The sequence below is a fragment of the Massilia sp. IC2-278 genome, from assembly GCF_020708045.1.
Lineage (GTDB): Bacteria > Pseudomonadota > Gammaproteobacteria > Burkholderiales > Burkholderiaceae_D > Telluria.
This window is the reverse complement of the sequence record NZ_JAJFES010000003.1, coordinates 293,837-318,852: the sequence shown is the minus strand read 5'-3', so window position 1 is coordinate 318,852 and position 25,016 is coordinate 293,837. Positions and strand designations below refer to the sequence as shown.

The following is a 25,016-nucleotide window of genomic DNA, read 5'->3' as shown; positions in this document are numbered from 1 at the left end:
TTTCACGCATACCGCCACAATAACAGGAGACCCCCAGTGAAAGCATTGAAACCCGCCATCCTCGCCCTGAGCATCCTGGCCGCACCGGCCTTTGCCCAGGTGAGCGTCAGCATCGATACCACCAGGCCGGGCCCGGTCATCAACAAGAACGTGTACGGTCAGTTCGCCGAGCACCTCGGCACCGGCATCTACGAAGGCCTGTGGGTCGGCCCCGATTCGCGCATCCCGAACACGCGCGGCTGGCGCAAGGACGTGGTCGGCGCGCTGAAGGAACTGAAGGTGCCGCTGGTGCGCTGGCCGGGCGGCTGCTTCGCCGACGAATACCACTGGCGCGACGGCATCGGCGCGCGCAACAAGCGCCCGGTGAAGGTCAACACCCACTGGGGCGGCGTGGCCGAGGACAACGCGGTCGGCACCCACGAGTTCTTCGACCTGGTCGAGATCCTCGGCACCGAGGCCTACGTCAACGGCAACCTCGGCTCCGGCACCCCGCAGGAGATGGCCGAGTGGCTCGAATACATGACCTCGGACACCAAGTCGACCCTGGCCGAGCAGCGCCGCAAGAACGGCCGCAAGGAGCCGTACAAGGTGGCCTACTTCGGCATCGGCAACGAAGCCTGGGGCTGCGGCGGCAACATGAAGCCGGAATACTACGCCCACCTGTACAACCATTACGCCACCTTCCTCAAGACCCCGCCGAACGCGCGTCCGAAAATGATCGCCAGCGGCGGCAATGACGACGACACCCGCTGGACCGAAGTGCTGAGCAAGGAAGCCGCCCGGGGCACCGACGGCATCAGCTTCCACTTCTACACGCTGCCCACCGGCGTCTGGGAAAAGAAGGGCGCCGCCACCGGCTTCCCGGAAGCAGAATGGTTCTCGACCATGCAGCAGACCCTGCGCATGGATGGCCACATCCGCCGCAACGTCGCCATCCTCGACAAGAACGATCCGGACAAGAAGCTCGGCTTCTACGTGGACGAATGGGGCACCTGGTACGACGTCGAGCCGGGCACCAATCCGGGCTTCCTGTTCCAGCGTAATACCCTGCGCGACGCGGTGGTGGCGGCGCTGAACTTCAACATCTTCCACAGCCATGCCGACCGCGTGCGCATGACGATGATCGCGCAGATGGTCAACGTGCTGCAGGCGATGATCATCACCGACAAGGAGAAGATGCTGCTGACGCCGACCTACCACGCCTACAAGATGTACATCCCGTTCCAGGATGCGACCTCGCTGCCGACGGCCGTCAACAACGACGTGGCCTACTCGAGCGGCAACAAGAGCGTCCCGGGCATCAGCGCATCGAGCGCGCGCGGCAAGGACGGCAAGGTCTACGTCGCCCTGGTGAACACCAATCCGCAGCAGGCCAGCGACGTCAGCATCGACCTGCAGGGCCAGGCGGTTTCGGGCGTCACCGGGCAGGTGCTCACGGCCGAGGCGATGGATGCGCACAACACCTTCGACAAGCCGCAGGCCATCAAGCCGGCGCCATATAGCGCCAAGGCGGTGGACGGCAAGCTGACGCTGAAGGTGCCGGCCAAGTCGGTGATCGTCGTCGCGGTCGACGCGTAACACGGTGCCTTTCGCAGGTGGGCGGCAAGCCGCCTACCTGCAGATCGCGCCTATCCAGGAGTGTCGCAATGTCCTTACTCTCCCGCCTGTCCGCCTGCGCGCTGGCCGCCGCGCTGGCTACCTGCGCCGCGGCGCTGCCCGCCTTCGCCGCCCAGGTCGAAGTCCACGACCCCGTCATGGCCAAGGAGGGCAGCAAGTACTACCTCTTCAGCACCGGCCCCGGCATCACCTTCTACAGTTCGAGCGACATGCGGTCGTGGAAGCCCGAGGGCCGCGTGTTCGCCGGCGCACCCGGCTGGGCCAAGCGGGCGGCGCCGACCTTCAACGACCATATCTGGGCGCCGGACATCCAGCACCACAATGGAAAGTATTACCTGTACTACTCGGTGTCCGGCTTCGGCAAGAACACCTCCGGCATCGGCGTGACCACCAACACCACGCTCGACCCGCGCTCCCCAAGCTACAAATGGGAAGACCAGGGCATGGTCCTGCAGTCGATCCCCGGCCGCGACCTGTGGAATGCGATCGACTCGCACGTGATCGACGACGAACAGGGCACGCCGTGGATGTCCTTCGGCTCGTTCTGGTCCGGCCTGAAGCTCGTCAAGCTCGACGCCAGCCGCACCAGGCTGGCCGAACCGCAGGAGTGGCACACCATCGCGCGCCGCGAGCGCCCGGCCTTCGAAGCCGACAGCGAAGCGGGGCCCGCGCAAATCGAAGCCCCCTTCATCTTCAGGAAGAACGGCTGGTACTACCTGTTCGCCTCCTGGGACCTGTGCTGCAAGGGCAAGGACAGTACCTACAAGGTCGTGATGGGCCGCGCAAAGGCTGTCACCGGCCCCTATCTCGACCGCCAGGGCGTGGACATGGCCAAGGGCGGCGGCTCGCTCGTGATCGGAGGCGACCGCGACTGGAAGGGCCTCGGCCACAACAGCGCCTATACCTTCGAGGGCAGGGACTACATGGTGCTGCACGCCTACGAGAGCGCCGACCGCTACAAGCAGAAGCTGAAGGTGCTGGACATGAAGTGGGATGCCGACGGCTGGCCGATCGTCGACGCGGCGGATCTCAACCGTTACCAGAGCGTCCAGCTGCCATGAAGCGCAGGCTGGCCGCCCTGGCGCTGTTCGTGTCCTCGGCCTGGGCCCAGGCGGCCGAGCTCTTCCCCCTGGCCGACGTGCGTTTGATGCCCGGCCCCTTCCTCGACGCCCAGACCACCGACCTGAACTACATGATGGCGATGGAGCCGGACCGGCTGCTGGCGCCATTCCTGCGCGAAGCCGGCCTGGCGCCGCGCCAGCCGGGCTACGGCAACTGGGAAGCGACGGGGCTGGACGGGCACATGGGCGGTCACTACCTGTCCGCGCTCGCGCTGATGTATGCCGCGACCGGCGACGCCGAAGTGCTGCGCCGCCTGAACCATTTCGTGGCGGAGCTCAAGCGCGCGCAGGAAGCGAACGGCGATGGCTACCTGGGCGGCATCCCCGGCGGACGCCAGGCCTGGCGCGACGTCGCCGCCGGCAAGCTGGAGGCCGACAACTTCTCGGTCAACGGCAAGTGGGTCCCGTGGTACAACCTGCACAAGGTGTATGCGGGCCTGCGCGACGCCCACCGCCATGCCGGTAATGCCGATGCACGCGCCATGCTGGTCGCGCTGTCCGACTGGGCGCTGCGCCTGAGCAGCCACCTGAGCGAGGAGCAGATGCAGCAGATGCTGCGCGCCGAGCATGGCGGCATGAACGAGATCTTCGCCGACGTGGCGCAGATGACGGGCGAGCGCAAGTACCTCGACCTGGCGCTGCGCTTCTCGCACCAGGCAGTCCTGCAGCCGCTGGCGCAGGGGCAGGACAAGCTGACCGGCCTGCACGCCAACACCCAGATCCCGAAGGTGATCGGCTTCAAGCGCATAGCCGACATGACCGGACGCCAGGACCTGGACCAGGCCGCGGCCTTCTTCTGGCAGACCGTGGTCGAGCGCCGCTCGGTGGCCATCGGCGGCAACAGCGTCAAGGAGCACTTCCACGACACCCAGGACTTCGGCCCGATGATCGGCGAGGTCGAGGGGCCGGAGACCTGCAACACCTACAACATGCTCAAGCTCACGAGCATGCTGTTCCAGACGGAGCAGAAGGGCCGCTACGGCGACTACTACGAGCGCGCACTGTACAACCACATCCTGTCCTCGCAGCGCCCGGGCGGCGGCTTCGTCTACTTCACGCCGGTGCGGCCGAACCACTACCGGGTGTACTCGCAGGTGGACAAGGGCATGTGGTGCTGCGTGGGCTCGGGCATCGAGAGCCACGCCAAGTACGGGGAATTCATCTACGCACACGAGGACGACGCGCTGTTCGTGAACCTGTTCATTCCCTCGACGCTGCACTGGCGTGAGAAGGGAGTACAGATTACTCAATCGACGCGCTTCCCGGACGAGGGCAGCACGCGCCTGACGGTCGATGCGCCGGGCAGCTTTACCATGAAGATCCGCTATCCGGACTGGGTCGCGGCCGGCAAGATGGTGGTGAAGGTCAACGGCAGGGCGCTCAAGCTCGACGCCGCGCCGGGCGGCTACGTGAGCGTGGCGCGGGCGTGGAAGAAGGGCGACCGGGTCGACGTGCAGCTGCCGATGACGACGCGCCTGGAGCAGATGTCGGACAAGTCGAACTACTACGCGGTGCTGCACGGCCCCATCGTGCTGGCCGCCAAAACCCGCCTGTTCGGCGACGAGCAGTTGAACTTCCTCGCCGACGAGTCGCGCATGGGCCATATCGCGGGCGGGCCGGTGTGCCCGCTCGAGGCGGCGCCGATGCTGGTCAGCGATTCGCTTGCGTTCCTGCGCCGCTTCAAGCCGGTGAAGGGCAAGTCGCTGACCTTCACAGCGCCGGGGCTGGTGCATGGCGCGGCGGGCAGCGCGACCGAGTTCATTCCCTTCTTCCGCCTGCACGAGTCGCGCTACACGATGTACTGGCAGCACGCGACGCCGGCCAATTTCGAACGCATGCGGGCGGAAAACGCGGCGCGTGAAGCGGAGCGGCTGGCGCTGGATGCGCGCACCATCGACCAGGTGGCGCCGGGCGAGCAACAGCCGGAGTCGGATCACTTCTTCAAGGGCGAGGGCATCGATGCGGGCGTGAACGGCGGGCGGCACTGGCGCCATGCGACGAAGTGGTTCAGCTACGAGCTGAAGGATCCGAAGGGAGAGGCGCAGCTGCTGCGGCTGACCTTTGCGCAGGCCGATGCGGGGCGGCGTTTCGATATCGAGGTGAATGGCGTGCCGGTGGCGGAAGTGGCGCTCGCCAGCGATGGCGGCCCGGAGTTCTACAGTATCGACTACCCGCTGCCGGCGTCCATCCTGCAGGCGAAGCCGCACACGCTGTCGGTGCGCTTCGTGGCCAAGCCGGGATCGGTGGCAGGTGGATTGTACGGTCTACGCCTGCTGCGCTAAACGCACGCTGCCCATGCATTGGGCGGCAGGCGGTCGTGATCAGTGGCAGTCCGATATCGCTTCCGATATCGGTTTCCACTAAAAAATGATTGGATGAGCATCAGACTTTGTCTTACGATTAATTAATAACAATACCGGAGACAAGGTAATGACCCTCACCCGCAGAACCCTCCTGGGTAGCGCCGCCGCTTACGCAATCGCTTTCGCGATGCCAGTCCACGCCCAGAAACCCCTCACCATCGGCTTCTCCCAGGTCGGCGCCGAATCCGAATGGCGCACTGCCAACACCGCCTCGATCAAGAGCGCCGCCAAGCAGGCCAGCGTCAACCTGAAGTTCGCCGACGCCCAGCAGCGCCAGGAAAACCAGGTCAAGGCCATCCGCTCCTTCATCGCCCAGCGCGTCGACGTGATCGCCTTCTCGCCGGTCGTCGAATCCGGCTGGGACACGGTGCTGCGCGAAGCGAAGGCGGCCAAGATCCCGGTCATCCTGACCGACCGCGCGGTCAAGGTCAGCGACCCGTCGCTGTACGTGAGCTTCATCGGTTCCGACTTCGTGGAAGAGGGCCGCCGCGCCGCGCGCTGGCTGAGCGAGCACCAGAAGAAGAACCCGGACCGCAGCTACAACATCGTCGAACTGCAGGGCACGGTCGGCTCGGCGCCGGCGATCGACCGCAAGGCGGGCTTCGCGGAAGTTATCGCCGGTAACCCGAAGCTGAAGATCATCCGCTCCCAGACCGGCGACTTCACCCGCGCCAAGGGCAAGGAGGTGATGGAAGCCTTCCTGAAGTCCGAAGGCAAGAACATCAACGTGCTCTACGCGCACAACGACGACATGGCCATCGGCGCGATCCAGGCCATCGAGGAAGCGGGCCTGAAGCCGGGCAAGGACATCCTGGTGGTGTCGATCGACGGCGTGCGCGGCGCATTCGAAGCCATGTTGCAGGGTAAGCTCAACGTCACCGTGGAGTGCAACCCGCTGCTCGGACCGCAGCTGATCCAGACCGCGCAGGCAGTCAAGGCGGGCAAGCCGGTGCCTAAGCGCATTACCGTGAACGAGGGCGTATTCCCAGCTGAAGTCGCGGCCAAGGAATTCCCGAACCGCAAATATTGAGGCGGCCATGCTCGCCTCGACCACCGTGGCGCCGGTCCTGGAAGTGACCGGCATCCACAAGCAATTCCCGGGCGTGAAGGCGCTGCTCGATGCAGGCCTGCGCCTGTTCCCCGGCGAAGTCCATACGCTGATGGGCCAGAACGGCGCCGGCAAGTCGACCCTCATCAAGGTCCTCACCGGCGTCTACCAGCCCGAGCGCGGCAGCATCGTGCTTTCAGGCCGCGCGATCGCGCCCACTTCCACCCAGGACGCGCAGGAACTCGGCATCAGCACGGTCTACCAGGAGGTGAACCTGTGCCCGAACCTGTCCGTCGCCGAAAACATCTTCATCGGCCGCTACCCGCGCCGCTTCGGCATGATCGACTGGCGCGGCATGCGCCGCCAGGCCGCTGAACTGTTGAAGCGCCTGCAGATCGACGTCGACGTCGGCAAGCCGCTATCGCACTATCCGCTCGCCATCCAGCAGATGGTGGCGATCGCGCGCGCCCTGAACATCTCGAGCAAGGTGCTGATCCTCGACGAGCCCACCTCCAGCCTGGACGAGAACGAAGTCCAGCTGCTGTTCTCGGTGCTGCGTGGCTTGCGCGAGCAGGGCATGGCGATCCTGTTCGTCACCCACTTCCTCGACCAGACCTACGCCATCTCGGACCGCATCACCGTGATGCGCAACGGCGAGCGCGAAGGCGAATACCTGTGCAGCGAGCTGTCGCGCCTGGCCCTGGTCAACAAGATGATCGGGGCGCCGGCCGATGCGCAGGCGGACACGGGCAGCGCCTGCGCCGAGGCGGGTACGCAGGGCGAAACCTTCCTGCGCACGAAGGCACTGGCGCGCAAGGGCGTGCTGAACCCGGTCGACCTCGAGATCCGCAAGGGCGAGCTACTCGGCCTGGCCGGCCTGCTCGGGTCCGGCCGCACCGAGACGGCGCGCCTGCTGTTCGGCGCGGACAAGGCCGACGGCGGCGCCATCGAGATCGGCGGCCGCGGCCGCGTGTTCTCCACCCCGCGCGATGCGATTGCGGAGGGCATCGGCTTCTGCTCGGAAGACCGCAAGCACGAGGGCGCGATCCTGGCCCTGTCGGTGCGCGAGAACCTGATCCTGGCGCTGCAGGCGCGCCAGGGGCTGCTGCGCGCGATTCCGATGCGGCGCCAGCAGGAGCTCGCAGCCCATTACGTGAAACAGCTGGGGATCAAGACGGCGAGCATCGAGACGCCGATCGGCCTCCTGTCCGGTGGCAACCAGCAAAAGGTCTTGCTGGCGCGCTGGCTGGCAACCGAGCCGAAGCTGATGATCCTCGACGAACCCACGCGCGGCATCGACGTGCGCGCCAAGCAGGAAATCATGGACTACGTTACCACCCTGTGCCGCAAGGGCATGGCTATCCTGTTCATCTCGTCCGAACTGCCCGAGGTACTGCGCGTGAGCGACCGCGTGGTCGTCATGCGCGACCGCAAGGCCTGCGGCGAGTACGGCCGCGGTGAGCTCGACGACAGCAGCGTGCTGCACGTGATCGCCGGGGAGGGCTGCGCATGAACGCCGCCGTCAAGGACGCAGTCCTCCAGAGCGCCGGGCCGGCCGGGCCGACCGTCTTCCAGCATCCCCTGTTCCGCCCCCTGGCGGCGCTGGCCCTGCTGCTGCTAGTCGACTTCCTCCTGATTCCCGGCTTCTTCCGCCTCGAAGTCAAGGACGGCCACCTGTACGGCAGCCTGGTCGACATCGTCAACCGCGCCGCGCCGCTGATGTTGGCGGCGATCGGCATGACCCTCGTGATTGCCACGCGCGGCATCGACATCTCGGTCGGCGCGGTGGTGGCCCTGTCGGGGACGGTGGCCGCCATGCTCATCGGCGGCACCATGGTGATCAACGACGGCGTGCCCGAGTACGTGGCGAAAACGCCGATGGCGCTGGCGCTGCTGGCCGCCCTCGGCGTCGCGCTGCTGTGCGGGCTGTGGAACGGCGCGCTGGTCGCCGGCCTGGGCCTGCAGCCGATCGTTGCCACCCTGATCCTGATGGTGGCCGGGCGCGGCCTGGCCCAGTTGCTCACCGACGGCCAGATCGTCACCGTCTACTACCAGCCCTTCTTCTTCCTGGGCAGCGGCTATCTGCTCGGCCTGCCGTTCGCGCTGTTCGTGGTGGTGGCGGTGTTCGCGGTGACCAGCCTGCTGCTGCGCCACACGGCGCTCGGCCTGTTCATCCAGGCGGTCGGGGTGAATCCTGTCGCGGCGCGCCTGGCCGGCATCCGCACCGCGGCCCTGGTCGTCTTCGTCTACGTGTTCAGCGCGGCCTGCGCCGGCATGGCGGGACTGATGATCAGCTCCAACGTGAAGAGCGCGGACGCCAACAACGCCGGCCTGCTGCTGGAACTGGACGCCATCCTGGCGGTCACGCTGGGCGGCACCTCGCTCGCCGGCGGCAAGTTCTCGCTGGTGGGCAGCATCATCGGGGCGCTGATCATCCAGACCCTCACCTATACCATCTACTCGCTGGGCGTGCCGCCCGAGGTCAACATGGTCGTCAAGGCAATCGTGGTCTTCCTGGTCTGCATCTCGCAGTCCGACCGCTTCAAGAGCCTGGGAAAGAGGAGGGCGGCATGAACGCATTCAACAAGCACCTGACTTCCGCGCCCTGGTTCACCTCGGCGGCCACCGTGGTCCTGCTGGCGGCCATGCTGCTGGCCGGAGGCCAGGCCTACGACGGCTTCCTGTCGCTGCAGGTGATGCTGAATCTCCTGATCGACAACGCCTTCCTACTGGTGCTGGCCATCGGCATGGGCTTCGTCATTCTTTCCGGCGGCATCGACCTCTCGGTGGGCGCGGTGCTGGCGCTGGCGACCATGGTCGCGGCCTGGCTGCTGCAGGTGGCGCAGTGGCCGCCGGCTGCCGTGATCGCGGCGGTGCTGCTGGGCGGCGCGGCCTTTGGCGGCAGCATGGGCGCCATCATCCATGTATTCCGCCTCCAGCCTTTCATCGTCACCCTGGCCGGCATGTTCCTGGCGCGCGGCCTGTGCTACCTGATCAGCGTCGAGTCGATCACCATCACCGACCCGCTGTTCGTCGCCATGTCGCAGACCCAGCTGCCCTTCCTCGGCGGCTTCCTGTCGCCCGGCGCCCTGGTCGCGATCGGCATGCTCTTGCTGGCGGTGTGGGTGGCGCACTATTCGGCTTTCGGACGCGCGGTCTACGCCATCGGCGGCAACGAGGGGTCGGCCGCGATGATGGGCCTGGCCGTGGGGCGCACCAAGGTCCTGGTCTACGCATTCAGCGGCTTTTGCGCGGCGCTCGGCGGCCTGCTGTTTTCGTTCTACATGCTGTCGGGGTATGGGCTGCATGCGCAGGGCACCGAACTCGATGCCATCGCGGCCGTCGTTATCGGCGGCACGCTGCTCACCGGCGGCTATGGCTATGTGCTGGGGGCGCTGTCGGGCGTGCTGGTGCTCGGCACCATCCAGACCCTGATCGCCTTCGACGGCACCCTGAGTTCCTGGTGGACCAGGATCGTGATCGGCGCCCTGTTGTTCGTGTTCTGCGTGGTGCAGCGCCTGATGGGTTTCCGTCAGAAGCAAAGCTGATAAATACAAGCGAAATATAAGGAGACGTGATGAACAAGATGTCCGTACTGGTGGCCGGACTGGCTGCCGCATTGGCAGCACCTTCGGCCCTGGCCGCCAACCCCATCGTGAAGGAGATCTTCACGGCCGACCCGGCCGCCCTGGTCGACAACGGCCGCGTCTACGTCTACGTCGGCAAGGACGAAGCGCCGGTCGGCGGCAAGGAGTACGTGATGAACGAGTGGCGCGTCTACTCCAGCTGCGACATGAAGAAGTGGGTCGACCATGGCTCGCCGCTGCGCTACAGCACCTTCAAGTGGGCCGGCCGCGACGCCTGGGCCTCGGACATCGTCAAACGGAACGGCAAGTATTACTTCTATTCGACTGTGGACCACGCCGCGCTCAAGAGCAAGGCGATCGGCGTGGCCGTTTCAAGCAGCCCGACCGGGCCCTTCGTCGACGCGCGCGGCACCGCGCTGGTCACCAACGACATGACCAAGGAAACCCCGATTCCCTGGGACGACATCGATCCGGCCGTCTTCATCGACGACGACGGCCAGGCCTATCTGTACTGGGGCAACACGGTGCTGAAGTACGCCAGGCTCAAGCCGAACATGATCGAGCTCGACGGTCCGATCCATACCGTGGGCCTGGACTCCTTTACCGAAGCGGCCTACCTGCACAAGCACAAGGGCACCTACTACCTCTCGTACTCGCGCAAGTTCCCGGAAGAGACCGTGGTCATGAGCGGCCCGACGGCGACCGGCCCCTGGACCTTCGGCGGCGTGATCATGGAGAAGAACAGCAATGTGAACACGATCCACCAGGCCATCGTCGAGTTCAACGGCAAGTCCTATATCTTCTACCACAACGGCAAGCTGCCGACAGGCGGCGAATTCCGCCGCTCGGTCGCCGTGGAGGAGCTGCACTACGGCCCCGACGGGACGATCCTGCCGGTGGCGCAGACGGCGCAAGGCCCGGCCGCCAATCCCGCGCCTGGCTGCCAGTGATAGCTACCGCCCAGCTTTTCCTATCGAAGTGATATCGATACTGATATTATTTTCCGATGGATACAACAAACCCGAACTGGTTCCTGAAGGCGCGCCTCAAGACGCGCCAGCTGCTGCTCCTGATTGCGCTGGACGACTACCGCAACATCCACCGGGCGGCCGAGGAACTCCACATGACGCAGCCGGCGGCGTCCAAGCAGATCAAGGACCTGGAAGAGATGCTGGACGTGCGCCTGTTCGAGCGCCTGCCGCGCGGGATGGAGCCGACCATCTACGGCGAGACCATGATCCGCCATGCGCGCATGGCGCTCACCAGCCTGGCATTGGCGCACGACGACCTGGTGGCCCTGAAGGCCGGCCTGTCCGGGCAGGTGGAGGTGGGCGTCATCATGTCGCCCGCGATGGCGCTGTTGCCGCGCGCGATCGCACGCATCAAGGAGCAGGCGCCGCTGCTGCGGATCGGCGTGCACCTCGAGCCCAGTAACGTTTTGCTCGACAAGCTGCAGCGCGGGACGCTCGACTTCATGATCGGCCGCATCCTGGAAAAGGAAGATTCGAGCGGCCTGGTGTACGAGGAGCTGACCGAGGAACCGGCCTGCGCCGTGGTGCGCCCCGGCCACGCGCTGCTCGAAGCGAAGGACCTGCGCCTGGAGGACATCGCCGACCGGCCCTGGATTTTGCCGCCGCCCGGCAGCATCCTGCGCCACCGCTTCGACATGATGTTCCGCCGCGCCGGGCTGCAGCCGCCGGCGAACGTGGTCGATACCACCGCGCTGCTGCTCGTCACCACGCTGCTGCAGCAGACCGATTCGCTGCACGTGATGCCGCTGGAGGTGGCGCAGTATTATGCGTCGCTGAACGTGATGCGCGTGCTGCCGATCGAACTGCCCTGCAAGATGGACGCCTTCGGCATCATCCGGCAACAGGACCACCTGCTGTCGCCGGGCGCCGAGCTGCTGCTGCGGCAGGTCAGGCTGGCGGCTTCCGAGATCTACTGAGGCGGCGCCGGGCCCGCGCCGGCCCGGCATTGCTGGCGTTGCCAAACTCCGCGATAATCCGGGCTTGCGCCCATTCCGGACGCCAACCGTTACCCTTCATCGCGCCGATCGCATGCCTGGCCGGCGCCCCATACCGATGACAAATCCGTTTCGCACACTGACCTCCACGTCCACCGCCTTCCTGGCGCCGCTGCTCCTGAGCGCCTGCGCCCATACCGCCGGCCCGGCCTCGACGGCAGCGCCGATGCCGCCCGCGCAGATCGGCGTCGCCTCGTTCAACCTGGCCTGGGCCGGTTCGCAGCAGGATTTCGACCACCATGCCGCCGTCTGCACGGCCGTGAACTGGTGCGATACCCGCCCGAAGCGCGAAAAGGGCCAGTCGCGCCCGACGGAGGAAGCGGTGCAGGCGGCGCGCCAGTGCGTGGCCGACACCGAGCGCCTGGCCGGCGGCCCGGAGAAAGCCGGGATGCTGGTGCCGTGTAACGCCTACCTGGCCCGCGACAACGCCACGCCGCCTACCAGCGCCGACTACGCCGCCAAGCTGGCCGGCCTGCAAACCACGATCGCCAACCTGATCGAGAAGCAGGGCGTGAAAGTGATCGCTTTCCAGGAAGTGCGTTCGGCCGAGGTGATCAAGACCCTGCTCGGCAAGCATGCCGACCGCTTCGGCACCTGCGACGCGCCGCACGACGGTTTCCAGACCACGGCATTCGCCTGGGACAAGAGCATGGGCGAGACCGGCGCCAAGTGCAGCGTGAACGAAGACCTGGCGGTGAGCGACAACCCGGGCGCCAAGGATGCGCGCAAGGTGCGTCCGGGCCTGACGCTGGAACTGGAGTGGGCCGGGCGCCGCGTCAGCTTCCTGAACGTGCACTTGAAATCGAGCTGCGCCAACATCGTGCCGACCCCGATCTATCAGGCGCGCCTGCTCGACGATCCGAATCCCGCCTGCCAGGTGCTGAACCGCCAGGTCGCGCCGATCGAGCGCTGGCTCGACAGCGTGGCCCAGCGCAGCCCCGACTTCGTGCTGCTGGGCGACTTCAACCGCCGCATCGACGAGGAAGCCGCCGCGAATATCCCGGCGGAGAAGGTGCGCGTCGACGGCAGCAATCCGGCCGGCGTGCCGCCCCAGGATGCCAACGGCAAGGTCGCCACGCGCTACCTGTGGCAGGAACTGAACGACGGCAGCCGCTCGCTCAAGCAGGTGCCGCTGACCGGCATCGAAGAGGGTTGCCGCGGCTTCACCGGCCTTGACCACATCGTGCTGAGCGGTGCACTGGCCGCGCGCCAGGCGCCGGATATCGGTTCGCGCAAGACGGCCGTCGTGCAGGCGCCGGGCCAGCGCATCGACACCAGCGACCATTGCCCACGCAGCGTGACCCTGAACCTGTAATGGGCGCCGGGACCGGTCTCCTGTCCCAACGTTAGGAATCATCGCCGGCTTCCATGCCGGCGATTTTCTTTTCTGCCTCGACTACAGCGGCAGCGTCGTCTCGTACTTCACCTCGCGCAGCGCCACGCTGGTATTCACCTGCGCCACCCCGTTCAGCTTGACCAGCACGTTGTGCAGGAAGTCGTGGTAGGCGTCCATGTCGGCCACCACCACCTTCACCATGTAGTCCGAGCTGCCGGTCGTTTCATAGCATTCCACCACTTCCGGCCGCAGCCGCATCGCTTCCTCGAACTGTTCCACCACGCCTTCGGCATGGCGCGCCAGCGATACGTGCAGCAGGCACACCACCGCCAACCCCAGCTTGCGTCGGTCGAGCAGGGCGGTGTAGCGCAGGATGTAGCCGTTCTCCTCGAGTTCCTTCTGGCGCCGCCAGCAGGGGCTGGCCGACATGCCGATCTTTTCCGCCAGCTCGTTCGACGACACCCGGCCATTCTTCTGTAGTTCCGCAAGGATCTTGATCGACGCATGGTCGAGCGGTGTGTTTTTCATTTTTTGCCCCTGTTTCAGAAAGATTCTTGCCAGTTTAATCGTCTTGGCTAAAGAAATAGAAAAAATCTTTCTCCCCGTGCGGCATATCCTGTCTGCTTACAAAAGCATAACGAGACAATGAATTCCATGACCACCCCGCCAGCCCTGCTGGCCGACCCCGACTACGCCCTCGACGACAACCTGCGCCGCGAAAGCGGCCGCGTCTTCCTCACCGGCACGCAGGCCCTGGTGCGCCTGCTGTGCATGCAAAAAGTGGTCGACGAACGCCAGGGCCTGAACACGGCCGGTTTCGTCAGCGGCTACCGCGGCTCGCCGCTGGGCGCGGTCGACCAGGAACTCTGGCGCGCGAAAGACCTGCTGCAAGCACGCAGCATCGACTTCCTGCCGGCGATAAACGAAGAACTCGGCGCCACCGCCGTGATGGGGTCGCAGCAGGTCGAAGCCGACCCGACGCGCAAGGTCGACGGCGTATTCGGCATGTGGTACGGCAAGGGCCCGGGCGTGGACCGCGCCGGCGACGCCCTGAAGCACGGCCACGTCTACGGTTCGTCGCCGCACGGCGGCGTGCTGGTGATCCTGGGCGACGACCACGGCTGCGTGTCCTCGTCGATGCCGCACCAGAGCGAGCAGGCACTGATCGCCTGGAGCATGCCGGTCATCAATCCGGCCAACATCCAGGAATACCTGGAATTCGGCCTGTACGGCTGGGCCCTGTCGCGCTTCTCGGGCGCCTGGTGCGGTTTCAAGGCGATTTCCGAAACCGTGGAAGGCGGCGCCGTGGTCGAGCTGCCGGCGATGCCGTCCTTCGCCACGCCGCAGGATTACGTCGCCCCGGCCGATGGCCTGCACAACCGCTGGCCCGATTTGCCGGGCCTGGCGCTGGAAGTGCGTCTTGATGCCAAGCTCGAAGCCGTGCAGGCCTTTGCCCGCGCCAACTCGATCGACCGCCTAGTCGTGGCCGCGCCGCAAGCGCGCATCGGCATCATCAGCGCCGGCAAGGCTTATCTCGACCTGGTCGAAGCGCTCGAACGCCTGGGCCTGCCGCTGGCTCGCCTGGAAGAACTCGGCGTGCGCGTGTACAAACCCGGCCTGACCTTCCCGCTGGAGCGTACCCGCCTGGCCGCCTTTGCCGCCGGCCTCGAGGAAATCCTGGTGGTGGAAGAAAAGGGCCCGGTGATCGAGCAGCAGGTGAAAAACCTGTTCTACAACCTGCCCACGCAAAGCCGTCCCGCCGTGGTCGGCAAGGCCGGCCGCGACGGCAGCCCGCTGCTGTCGGCGCTGGGCGAGCTGCGTCCTTCGCGCATCGCGCCGGCCCTGGTGCACTGGCTGGCGCCGCGCTTCCCCGAACTCGACCTGGGACGCCTGCTGCCCGACTTCTGCGCCGCCGCGCTGCCCTCGAACAGCGCCGACGGCGTCAAGCGCACGCCATACTTCTGCTCGGGTTGCCCGCACAACACCTCGACCCGCGTGCCCGAAGGCAGCCGCGCCTATGCCGGCATCGGCTGCCACTTCATGGCCACCTGGATGAAGCGCGACACCAATTACCTGTCGCAGATGGGCGGCGAGGGCGTCAGCTGGGTCGCGTCCTCGCGCTTCGTGGACGAGCCGCACGTGTTCCAGAACCTGGGCGACGGCACCTTCTACCATTCGGGCTCGCTGGCAATCCGCCAGGCCGTGGCCGCGCGCACCAACATCACCTACAAGATCCTGTACAACGACGCGGTCGCCATGACCGGCGGCCAGCCGGTGGACGGCACCCTGTCCGTGCCGCAGATCGTGCAGCAGGTGGTGAGCGAAGGTGCTCGGAAAACCGTGGTCGTCACCGACCAGCCTGAGAACTATGCGCAGGTGAAGCTGCCCGACGGCGTGACCGTGCATCACCGCGAAGAGCTCGATGCGATCCAGCGCGAGCTGCGCGCCATTCCGGGCGTGACGGTGCTGGTCTACGACCAGACCTGCGCCGCCGAAAAGCGCCGCCGCCGCAAGAAGAACAAGCCGGGCAAGACCGTCTTCCCGGACCCGGCGCGCCGCATGGTGATCAATCCGGCCGTGTGCGAAGGCTGCGGCGACTGTGGCGTGCAGTCGAACTGCCTGTCGATCCTGCCGCTCGAAACCGAATTCGGCCGCAAGCGCCAGATCGAGCAATCGTCCTGCAACAAGGATTACTCCTGCGTCGAGGGCTTTTGCCCGAGCTTCGTCTCGGTGCTGGGCGGCGCCTTGCGCAAGCCGGCCGTCAGCACGCTGTCGCTGGCCGACCTCGAACAGGCCCTGGCGGCCTACCCGCAACCGGCGCCGGCGGCGCTGGCCAAACCCTTCGAAATCCTGGTCGCGGGCGTGGGCGGCACCGGCATCGTCACCGTCGGCGCGCTGATCACCATGGCGGCCCACCTGGAAGGCAAGGGCGCCTCGACCCTGGACTTCATGGGCTTCGCGCAAAAGGGCGGGGCGGTGCTGTCGCACGTGCGCGTGGCGTCGTCGCCGGCGCGCCTGAACCAGGTGCGCATCGATTTGCGCCAGGCCGACGCCGTCTTCGCCTGCGACCTGGTGGTCGCGGCCATGCCCGACAGCTTGTCGGTAATGCGCGCCGGGCACACGAAGGTGGTTGCCAACGACCGCGAAATCCCCACCGCCGACTTCACGCGCGAGCGCGATGCCTCGATCAACAAGGAAGGGCTGCTGGAAAAGCTGGGCCTGGCCGCCGGCATGGAAAACCTGGTGCGCCTCGACGCGCACGAAACGGCGGCGCGCTTCCTGGGCGACCCGATCGGCGGCAACATCCTCCTGATGGGCTATGCCTGGCAGGCGGGGCTGGTGCCGGTCGGCCTGCCGGCGCTGCTGCGCGCGATCGAACTGAACGGCGTTGCCATCGACATGAACAAGCGCGCCTTCATGCTGGGCCGCCTGGCCGCGGCCGATGCGGCGGCACTCGGACGCCTGGACCGCAGCGAGCGCAAGGTGATCCAGTTCAGCGCGCCGAAGCCGCTGGCGGACACGGTTGCCGTGCGCACGGACTTCCTGACCGCGTACCAGGATGCGGCCTATGCCAAGCGCTATGCGGACGCCATCGCCGCCGTCGAGCGCCGCGAAGCGGAAATCGACCCCACCGGCTCGCGCAAGCTGAGCAAGCTGGTGGCGCGCAACCTGTTCAAGGTGATGGCCTACAAGGACGAATACGAAGTGGCGCGCCTGCACGCCGACCCGGCCTTCCGTGCCCAGATCGCCGCCCAGTTCGAGGGCGACTACAAGCTCGCCTTCCACCTGGCGCCGCCGATGCTGGCGCGCCGCAAGCCGGGTTCCGATGTGCCGGCCAAGATGCGCCTGGGCGGCTGGATGATGCCGGTATTCGGCATGCTGGCCAAATTCAAGTCCCTGCGCGGCGGGCCGCTCGACGTGTTCGGCTATACCGAGGAGCGCAAGCGCGAACGGGCGCTGCGCGAACGCTATCTGGCTTTCGTGGAGACGCTGGCGGCGAGCCTGAGCCTTGGCAACCGCGAGGCCGCGCTGAAGCTGGCGCAATTGCCGGACGGGGTGCGCGGCTACGGCCACATCAAGCTGGCGGCAATGGACAAGCTGGACGCCGAATGGCCGAAGCTGATGGCCATCTACCGTGGCGAGCAGGTGATCGAGCTGAAACGGCGCGCCTGAAGCGCCTCCCGTTCAAACGATAGCCGCCATCGCGCTGCAGCGATGGCGGCTATCTCTGGGGCCGCCCCCGTCAGTTGGCCGTTTCGGCCGCTTTCTTGCGCCGCTTGCGGAAGGGGTAGGCCTGCTGGCTCAGGTAACCCTCCGGGATCTTGCTGCCCACGACCCCATAAGTTGCCGGGAATTGCTGGTCGGTCTTCACCGCCGTGCCGAACAGGTAATCGATGAACGCGAAGTGGGCCGCGTAATTCTTGTCGATGGCGACCTGTTCGCTGCTGTGGTGCCAATGATGGAAATCCGGCGTCACGATCAGGTATTTCAGCGGTCCCCATGGAATATGCACGTTCGCATGGTTGAACACGGCCTGGAAGCCGACGATCACGATGTACATGTCGACCACGCTCTTGTCGAAGCCGAGCAGGAACAGCGGCGTGAGAACGGCGATGCGGGTCACAATAATTTCCAGCATGTGCAGGCGCGAGCCGGCCAGCCAGTCCAGGGTATTCACGCTGTGGTGCACGGAGTGGACTTTCCACAGCCAGGGGACTTCGTGGTAGGCCCGGTGCACGGCGTACTCGGCCAGGTCGGCCACCAGCAGGCAGAGCAGCAGCTGGGGCAGGAAGTGGATCGAGCTGATGAATTGCTGCAGCCCTTCCTCGCCAACCACGATGAGCTGGGCACGGTGCACGAAGAAGTTCACGATCAACAGCATTAGCCCGACCAGCAAATGGTTCACGCCAAAGTGAATCAGGTCGGTTTGCCATTCCTTGCGGAAGATCGGCTGGTTCCTGTACAGCGGGAACAGCTTTTCGAGGATGACGAACACGGTGGTCGAGCCGAGCAGGTCGAGGATCAGCCAGTCGAAGCCGAGATACGGCGTGTGGTCCGGAAAATCGCCCACCGGCACCTTTGCGCCGCCCAGGGCAATTGTCACCAGCACGAACGCAAAAGCGAGCACATTCACGTTGCGGCGCCGGTTGAAGACGATATTGAAAAGCGACAGCATGCCCGACACCAGCAGCCCCGAGAACAGCAGGGCGCGGCACCAGTCGACGTTATAGGCCCGGCGCAGCTCGGGCGTGGTCAGGTATTCCGGGAACAAGAAGGCGAGCACGCCCAGGAAACTCAGGAAGCCCAGGCACAGGGCCAGGGCCGTGGTGATCGTGCCCTGGCCTGGCGTCAGCTCGCCGTCGGCGCTCAACAAATCGGTGGCGTCGTCGACGATCTCGCCGACACGGGGCAGCAGCGCGGCGGACGCGTTCTGCGATGGGGAAGGGTCCTGGTTTGGCATGGCTGTCGATGAAGAGTTCGGTCTGCAGCGCAGGCTACCGCAGTTTCTTTTAAAAAACTAGACTCTCAGGAACATCTTTGTTGTGAGTCGAAGTTGTTATGGATGAGACAAAAGCCGTATCGCGTGCCGACGCTCGCACCGTTGCCCGGCTTGGCCCCCATGCCGTGTACAGCACGCCCGCATCGAGGCGCCGCGCCAGGTGCGCCGCCAGCGCGTCCGGCGCCGCGCTCCGCAACCGTCCGTCCTCCACAAACGATACCGCCGGCCCCACCTGGTCCAGGCAGCTAACCGCCAGGTTCAGCGTCGCGCGCACGCCAGGGCAGGCCAGGGCGTCGGCGAAATCGGCGCGGATGGTTTGCACCAGCAGGTCGAGGTCGAGGTGGGCGAAGCGCAACGTGCCCTGGAACTCGTTCGCCACATTGGTCGGGTCCTCGATCCCGGCATGGGGCTTGCCCGGCAGTTCCCCGGCCAGCGGGCCGGCGCCGTGGCGCGTGAGGTAGGCGCGGGTGACGTAGGTGATATCGAGTGTCCCGATTCCCGCTTCACCCGCGACCTCCAGCGCATTCCGGATGCCCGTATGCGAGCGCGTCACGTAGGGAAAGGCGCCGCGCTCCTGGTCGAGCAGCAAGCCCTGCGCGCCTTCGAACACGACCTGCTTGTACGCATTCAGCACTTCGGGCCGCGCACAGCGTGTCGCACGGCGGAACTGCATCGCCGCGTGTACATAGCCCTGCAGCGCCTCGTCGCTGGCGAGCCACTCGGCATCCTGCGCGTCGAGGGCGGCAATGCCGAGCGCGGCAAGGCGGCGCGGCACATAGTCGGCGCGGATCGCCGCCAGCCGGTTCAGCAGGTAGGCGGAACCCTGGCGCAGGTCGCCCACGCTCAACGCAAACGCGGGGTCGAGGTTGCGTTCGATCGTCTCGCCGAAGCCCATGCCGCAACTGCCGTGGCGGCCAGCGCCACGGTGCCGTTCGACGACCTGATTGAGCAGGATGTCGTACAGCGTGGAGACCGGCGCCCGCTCGTCGACGAACACCGGCGGCAGCGCCACGCCGGCAGCCGTCAGCGCGTGCGCCTCTTTTAGGAACAGCGAGGGATGGCAGACGAAGTGGCGCGACAGGAAAGTCGCCGCGCCGGCCAGGGTGCCGCTGCCGAAGTGGGAGAACACATGCCGCAGGCCGTCCGGCGTGGTAACGGTGTGGCCGGCCTGGGCGCCGCCGTTGAAGCGCACCACGATGCCGTCCTTGCCAGCGGGCGCGATGTGATAATCGGTCATCAGACCCTTGCCTTCGTCGCCGTAGTTGGCGCCGATGACGGCCTTGGCGGTGTACCGCATGGTGTCTCCCCCGATCGGATCAGAAACGCACCAGTTCGCGCAGTGCCCCCATGCGCGTGGCGGGCAGGGAGCCCAGCGCATGCGCTACCACCACCGAGGTATCGCCCGACCAGCTGTTCGCCACCGTGTCGCGGTCGCGGCCTTCGTTGACTTCCATCGCCGACACCACCACTTCCGCCAGCCGGCGGTAATCCTTCAGTCGCAGCACGCGCTGGCCGAGCAGCGCCTTCCACTTCTTCAGCACCCGCGGCAGGTAGCTTTGCGCATAACTGCCTTCCTCGACCACGACATGGAAGACGTGGTACATGCGCGAGACCATGGTCAGCAGCTCGGCCATCGACAGATTGCGCTGCAGTGTGTCGCCGAAGATTGCTCGGGCATGCTTGGCCAGCAGTTCCTCGGGCGGTTCCTCGTCGCCGACGGTGAACAGATAGCCCTTGCGGCCGCGTTTCTCGAAGCAGTCGATCTGCGTGTGCTGGGCCGCGAAGTACCAGGGCAGGTGATAGCCTTCGTGGCTGTTGCCGCCGCCGCCTTTCTCGAGCCAGATCATCTTCAGCTGGTCGGCGATGCGGATGTCGGCTTCGAACTGCGTAATCTGCAGCGGCGCGTCGTCGTGGTACGAATCGCCGATGCCGCAGGCCAGGATGTGCGGGTCCGACACCGGTTTGCGCTTCAGGATTTCCTCGACCAGGGTGCCGAGACCTTCGCGCGCCATGGCGTCGGCGATCATGCCCATCGAACCGGTGACGTCGAGCCCGATGATGATCGCGTTCGAATCCGGATTCACCAGCGAGTCGCGCGATTCGCGCACCACGCCGTACGGATTGAGTTTCGGATGCATGCCCGACGACGTGAAGATGTCCTCGGTGCGTTTGCCGACGGTTGCCTTTGCGGTGCGCTTCCAGTCGTCTTCGTCCCAACGTGCTCCACCCATGATGTTCTCCTTGATTGTCAACTGCGGTTCTACCGCGGGTCAACTGCGTAGATGTCGCTTTGCGTGAGGGGCAGTTCGGCGAAGCGACGTGCGCCGAAGCTGTCATGCAGGACCTGGGTGCGCCAGGTCCGGTATTCGTCGATCGGGCTGCTTGACGCGGGCAGGCGCAGCCAGTCGATCATGGCCTGCGGTGCGGCGCCGTCGCGTTCCAGGCGGCTGCCGCCGATGTCGCCCAGCAGTGCGCGGCCGATGGCGCGCACCAGTTCCAGGTCGGTGCGGATGTCGGCGCGCTTCCTGTCCAGCAGGCCATGCGGCGCCCATTCGATGGTGCTGGCCGGCGCCGCGGTCATGCGCTCGCCGAGCCGCGCCGCATACCACCAGCCGCCCAGCACAGCCACGCTGTGATCCGGCGGCGACAGAAAGCAGGTGTCAAGCGAGAGGGCGTTGTGCGCGATGCCGGCATGCTGGAAGTAGCAGCACAGGTTGAGCAGCGAGCTGACCACCCAGGCCACGTGACGCGGATCGAGGCGCCCGCCAAGGTGCTCGAGCACGTCGCGCAGCAGGAGCAGGTCGGGCGTCTTGCGCATCACGATCACCCAGGCGTCGGCGGTGCGGAAGGCGCCGGCGAAAGGGCAGGCGGGCAGGTGCGGCGCGATCTGTTGCCGCATCCTGTCGTCGGCGTAGTCCAGGTTCCTGATCGTGCGCTCGGCGGCTTCCACCAGGTCGGCGTGCGCGAGATCGATGGCAAAGGCGGCCACCGTGCCGGCGACATACATCGCGCCGAGTTCGAAGCGGTGGCAGCGCAGGTAGTTGATCTCGTAGTGCTTGCCGTCGACCGCGGCCAACTGCAGGACGCCGCCGCCGCGCGCCTCCAGCCTTTCCGCGCTTTTCTCGTAGAGGCATTTGATGTGCTGGAAGACCCGGTGCGCGCCGGCTTCGCTGTTGCGGTCCGGATGCCACTTCATGGCCAGTAGGCGGAAGGCCTTCTTGATGTCGTCGGCGCTGCCGCCGAACAGGCGCTCCGGACTGTGTTCGGGAATGGCCAGCAGGCTTGCTGCGGACAGGTTCGAGAGATCGTTGACCATGCGTTTTCCTCCGTCGATAGAAGGGATAGTAGCATGTTTATCGTAAAACGCAACTAACAACTAACATGCCCACCATTCATTCTTCATTGCAACAATGACGAGGTATCGTATGATCTTCACGTTTATCGCAGCTGACAATCATCATGAAACGATACGAAGATCCGCTGGCCCTGGTCGATGTCACGCTCTTTACCATCCGTGAAGGGCGGCTGTCGCTGCTGCTGGCCACGCGCAAGAATCGGGACGAGCCATATTTCGGCGCCCTGGCGCTGCCCGGCGGCGTCATCCACACCGACGAGGACGAGAACGCGCAGGACGCCGCCAGCCGCGTCGTGCGCACCAAGCTCGGTTTCGATCCGCCCTACATGGAGCAGCTCTACACCTTCTCGGGCCGGCTGCGCGATCCGCGCCGCTGGTCGCTGTCGGTGGCGTATTACTCGCTGGTGCCGGAAAGCGTGCTGGAACAGACGCAGGTCGAGGGACTGGAGTTCGTGCCGGCCGATCGCATTCCCGACCTGCCGTTCGACCACAACGAAATCGCCGCCATGGCGATTCGCCGCCTGCGCAGCAAGTCGACCTATTCGTCCTTGCTGACTTTCCTGCTGCCGTCGGAATTCACGATCCCCGAACTGCACGCGGTATACGAGCAGGTGACCGGCTCGGCCACCAACATCGCGGCTTTCCGCAAGAAGGTGCTGGACGAGGACATGATCGAAGCGACCGGCGAGCGCCGCAAGGGCGGTCAGCACCGCGCGCCCGACCTGTACCGGCGCAAGGGGAACGGATTGCAGGAGCTGAAGCGGACGATCTAGTCCGCTTCCGGGAGGCGCGGCTTAGCCGAGCGCAATGCGGCGGCTGGCCACGCGCGCCACGATGTCGGCGTCGTGCGTCACCAGCAGCAGGGCGCAGCCGCTCGCGCGCACCTGCTCCAGCAGCAGCGCGAACACCTCTTGCTGGGTCACCGGGTCCAGGCGCGAGGTCGGTTCGTCGGCGAAGATCAGCGCCGGTTTCATCAAGAGCACGCGCGCCAGCGCGATGCGCTGCAGTTCGCCGCCCGACACCTGGTGCGGCAGGCGGTCGAGCAGGGCCGGCGTCAGACGCATGCGTTGCAAGAGCGTTTCCAGCTCGGCCCAGTCGAGGCGGTGCAGGTTGACCAGGTCGCGTAGCGACTGGCGCAGGGTGATCCGCGGCGCAAAGGCGGCGCCCGGGTCTTGCTGGATTTTCTGGAAGGCGGTCGGCGCCAGGCCGGGTGCGCGCGTCACGCGGCCCGCGCCTGGTTCCAGCAGGCCGAGCACGATGTTGCCGAAGGTGGTTTTCCCCGATCCGCTGGGGCCGCTGACCGCGACGATTTCGCCGGGCGCGATGGCGGCGTCGATGCCGGAGAACAGGGTCTGCTGGCCGTAGGCCTTGGCGACACCCTCGATGCGCACCAGGGCGCCGGCGCCGGCGCCGGCCGGCCGGGGCGCCGGCCAGCACGCCGGATCGGCCGCCAGCAGGCGCTTCGTGTAGTCCTGTTGCGGCGCCGCCAGCACGGCCGCCGCTTCGCCCTGCTCGATCACTTCGCCCTTCAGCATCACGCCCAGCTGCCCGCCCAGCGCCCGCGCCAGCCAGACGTCGTGGGTGATGCACAGCAGGCTCATGCCCTCACGTTGGGCCGCGCGCAGCAGTTCCAGCACCTCGCCGCGGCGGTCGGCATCGAGTCCCTTGGTCGGTTCGTCGATGATCATCAGCGGCGCGCCGGCCGCGTGCGTGGCGAGGAAGGCGACGCGCTGCGCCATGCCGCCCGAAATCATGAACGGGTACTTGTGCGCGGCGTCGCCCAGGCCGAGCGATGCCAGCGCACGGTCGGCGCGCGCCTTTCCCTCCGCGAAGCGCGCCCGCCATCCGCCGCGCGCGGCGGCCGGGGCCCCGACCAGGGCGTAGGTCTCGGCCACCTGGGCCCGCACCGGCATGGTCGGGTCGAGCGCGAGCCAAGGTTCCTGCGGCAGCAGAGCCAGGCGCCGGCCCCAGAGCGCATGGCGGCTGCGCGCATCGGCGGCGTCGTTCGCGTCACCGGCAATCGCCACGCGGCCCGTACAGCGCAGCGAGGACGGCAGATTGCCCATGATCGCCTGCGCCAGCAGCGACTTGCCGGAGCCGCTTTCGCCCAGCAGCGTCAGCACGCCGCCGGGCGGGATCGCGAACGACACGCCGCGCACCAGCGCCTGCTCGCCGTGCAGCACGGCCAGGTTCTCGACCGCCAGGGCCGGCGTCACGCCCGGTGCATTCATGCCGTCTCCTTTTCCGGCGACAGCAGCAACAGCCCGAGCAGCGTCAGGAACAGGGTCAGCACCGGCGCGCCAACCAGCCAGGGCGCTTCGCCGTAATAGGGCAGCAGCTCGATCATCATCACGCCCAGTTCCGGCGTCGGCGGCTGCAGGCCGACGCCGACGAAACCGAGGGCCGACATGGCCAGTACCGCGCCGGCAAAGCCGAAGCGCATCAGCGTGAACAGGCGCGGCAGCAGTTCCGGCAGCAGGTGGCGGCGCACGATGTGCAGCGGGCCGAAGCCGAGCAGGCGCGCCGCCTCCACGTGCGGGCTGGCCATCAGGATGCGCGTGGCGGCGCGCACCACGCGGAAGTATTCGACCCACAGCGCCAGCGAGATGCCGACGTACAGCGGCCAGAAGCCGCCCGGCGCAAAGGCGGCGAGCAGCAGCACCAGCAGCAGGCCGGGCAGGGCCAGCACCGCATCGGCAATTGCCGCCAGCACGCGTTCGGGCCAGCCGCCGCGCCAGGCCGCGAGCAGCCCGATTAGCGTGCCGGGAATCGCCGCCGACAGCACGCTGACCAGGGCCAGCGCCAGCGACAATTGCGCCGCATGGGCCAGCCGCGCCAGCGCGCTGCGTCCGAGCTGGTCGAAGCCCAGCGGGTGCGCCAGGCTAGGCGCTTCCAGATAACGATCGAGCTGCTGGGCGGCCGGGTCGATGCCGACCAGCCAGGGGCCGAGCAGGGCAAAGGCGCCGATGGCCGCCAGCAGTACGATGCCTGCCAGCTGTGCGCGGCCCAGGCGGCGCTGCGGCGCGGTGTCGATGAAGTCGTCGGAAGAAAGCGAATGCATGT

The 25,016-nt window shown here is 66.5% G+C and carries 19 protein-coding genes; 12 read left to right on the top strand and 7 right to left on the bottom strand.

What is annotated here, in order from left to right; all coding sequences use genetic code 11:
- Positions 1 to 36 precede the first annotated feature (36 nt).
- The 10 genes from LK540_RS09105 to LK540_RS09060 all read left to right on the top strand — a co-directional run bounded on the left by LK540_RS09105 (position 37) and on the right by LK540_RS09060 (position 13,077).
- Positions 37 to 1,578 (top strand): alpha-N-arabinofuranosidase, encoded by a 1,542-nt coding sequence (locus LK540_RS09105; RefSeq protein WP_374041344.1) that lies wholly within the window; start codon positions 37 to 39, stop codon positions 1,576 to 1,578.
- Between the two features lie 68 nt (positions 1,579 to 1,646).
- Entirely contained in the window at positions 1,647 to 2,678 is a 1,032-nt protein-coding gene (locus LK540_RS09100) for an arabinan endo-1,5-alpha-L-arabinosidase (protein WP_229436902.1), read from the top strand.
- The gene (locus LK540_RS09095; RefSeq protein WP_229436900.1) at positions 2,675 to 5,020 is read left to right on the top strand and encodes a glycoside hydrolase family 127 protein; all 2,346 of its coding nucleotides are present in this window, start codon (positions 2,675 to 2,677) and stop codon (positions 5,018 to 5,020) included. Before LK540_RS09100 ends, LK540_RS09095 begins: the two co-directional genes overlap by 4 nt.
- Positions 5,021 to 5,168: 148 nt before the next feature.
- A complete protein-coding gene (locus tag LK540_RS09090; protein WP_229436899.1) occupies positions 5,169 to 6,131 on the top strand; it encodes an ABC transporter substrate-binding protein in 963 nt (320 codons plus the stop codon).
- Between the two features lie 7 nt (positions 6,132 to 6,138).
- Entirely contained in the window at positions 6,139 to 7,662 is a 1,524-nt protein-coding gene (locus LK540_RS09085) for a sugar ABC transporter ATP-binding protein (protein ID WP_229436897.1), read from the top strand.
- A complete protein-coding gene (locus LK540_RS09080) occupies positions 7,659 to 8,723 on the top strand; it encodes an ABC transporter permease (protein WP_229436895.1) in 1,065 nt (354 codons plus the stop codon). The genes LK540_RS09085 and LK540_RS09080 overlap by 4 nt, the downstream gene beginning before the upstream one ends.
- The gene (gene yjfF, locus LK540_RS09075) at positions 8,720 to 9,697 is read left to right on the top strand and encodes a galactofuranose ABC transporter, permease protein YjfF (protein ID WP_229436893.1); all 978 of its coding nucleotides are present in this window, start codon (positions 8,720 to 8,722) and stop codon (positions 9,695 to 9,697) included. The genes LK540_RS09080 and yjfF overlap by 4 nt, the downstream gene beginning before the upstream one ends.
- Positions 9,698 to 9,726: 29 nt before the next feature.
- Positions 9,727 to 10,686 (top strand): glycoside hydrolase family 43 protein, encoded by a 960-nt coding sequence (locus tag LK540_RS09070; RefSeq protein WP_374041343.1) that lies wholly within the window; start codon positions 9,727 to 9,729, stop codon positions 10,684 to 10,686.
- Positions 10,687 to 10,742: 56 nt separating this feature from the next.
- Positions 10,743 to 11,684 (top strand): LysR family transcriptional regulator, encoded by a 942-nt coding sequence (locus tag LK540_RS09065; protein WP_229436891.1) that lies wholly within the window; start codon positions 10,743 to 10,745, stop codon positions 11,682 to 11,684.
- Between the two features lie 136 nt (positions 11,685 to 11,820).
- Positions 11,821 to 13,077, top strand: a complete 1,257-nt coding sequence (locus tag LK540_RS09060) for a hypothetical protein (RefSeq protein ID WP_229436889.1) — start codon at positions 11,821 to 11,823, stop codon at positions 13,075 to 13,077.
- 81 nt (positions 13,078 to 13,158) lie between these two features.
- On the opposite strand, the gene LK540_RS09055 is transcribed toward LK540_RS09060, so the two are convergent.
- The gene (locus LK540_RS09055; protein ID WP_229436887.1) at positions 13,159 to 13,626 is read right to left on the bottom strand and encodes an Lrp/AsnC family transcriptional regulator; all 468 of its coding nucleotides are present in this window, start codon (positions 13,624 to 13,626) and stop codon (positions 13,159 to 13,161) included.
- Between the two features lie 117 nt (positions 13,627 to 13,743).
- Here LK540_RS09055 and LK540_RS09050 point away from each other — a divergent pair, with 117 nt between their 5' ends.
- Positions 13,744 to 17,271 (top strand): indolepyruvate ferredoxin oxidoreductase family protein, encoded by a 3,528-nt coding sequence (locus LK540_RS09050; RefSeq protein WP_229436885.1) that lies wholly within the window; start codon positions 13,744 to 13,746, stop codon positions 17,269 to 17,271.
- A gap of 70 nt (positions 17,272 to 17,341) precedes the next feature.
- Here the strand turns inward: LK540_RS09050 and LK540_RS09045 are convergent, their stop codons facing one another.
- Genes LK540_RS09045 through LK540_RS09030 form a run of 4 tightly spaced genes read right to left on the bottom strand, consistent with a single transcriptional unit; the run spans position 17,342 to position 21,914 of the window.
- Positions 17,342 to 18,559: a sterol desaturase family protein gene (locus LK540_RS09045; RefSeq protein WP_229436883.1), complete on the bottom strand. Its 1,218-nt coding sequence runs from the start codon at positions 18,557 to 18,559 to the stop codon at positions 17,342 to 17,344.
- Positions 18,560 to 18,608: 49 nt separating this feature from the next.
- Positions 18,609 to 19,895, bottom strand: coding sequence for an adenylosuccinate synthetase (locus tag LK540_RS09040; protein WP_229436881.1), 1,287 nt, complete (start codon positions 19,893 to 19,895; stop codon positions 18,609 to 18,611).
- A gap of 19 nt (positions 19,896 to 19,914) precedes the next feature.
- Complete coding sequence (locus LK540_RS09035) at positions 19,915 to 20,829, bottom strand: hypothetical protein (RefSeq protein ID WP_229436879.1); 915 nt, start codon at positions 20,827 to 20,829, stop codon at positions 19,915 to 19,917.
- A gap of 29 nt (positions 20,830 to 20,858) precedes the next feature.
- The gene (locus LK540_RS09030) at positions 20,859 to 21,914 is read right to left on the bottom strand and encodes a DnaJ domain-containing protein (RefSeq protein ID WP_229436877.1); all 1,056 of its coding nucleotides are present in this window, start codon (positions 21,912 to 21,914) and stop codon (positions 20,859 to 20,861) included.
- Positions 21,915 to 22,057: 143 nt separating this feature from the next.
- On the opposite strand from LK540_RS09030, the gene LK540_RS09025 reads away from it, so the two are divergent.
- Positions 22,058 to 22,726 carry an NUDIX domain-containing protein gene (locus LK540_RS09025; RefSeq protein WP_229436875.1) on the top strand — a complete coding sequence of 223 codons (669 nt, stop codon included), beginning with the start codon at positions 22,058 to 22,060 and terminating at the stop codon, positions 22,724 to 22,726.
- A gap of 21 nt (positions 22,727 to 22,747) precedes the next feature.
- Here LK540_RS09025 and LK540_RS09020 read toward each other — a convergent pair whose 3' ends face one another.
- Positions 22,748 to 24,184, bottom strand: coding sequence for an ABC transporter ATP-binding protein (locus LK540_RS09020; protein ID WP_229436873.1), 1,437 nt, complete (start codon positions 24,182 to 24,184; stop codon positions 22,748 to 22,750).
- Positions 24,181 to 25,014: an ABC transporter permease gene (locus LK540_RS09015; RefSeq protein ID WP_229436871.1), complete on the bottom strand. Its 834-nt coding sequence runs from the start codon at positions 25,012 to 25,014 to the stop codon at positions 24,181 to 24,183. Before LK540_RS09015 ends, LK540_RS09020 begins: the two co-directional genes overlap by 4 nt.
- Between the last annotated feature and the right edge of the window lie 2 nt (positions 25,015 to 25,016).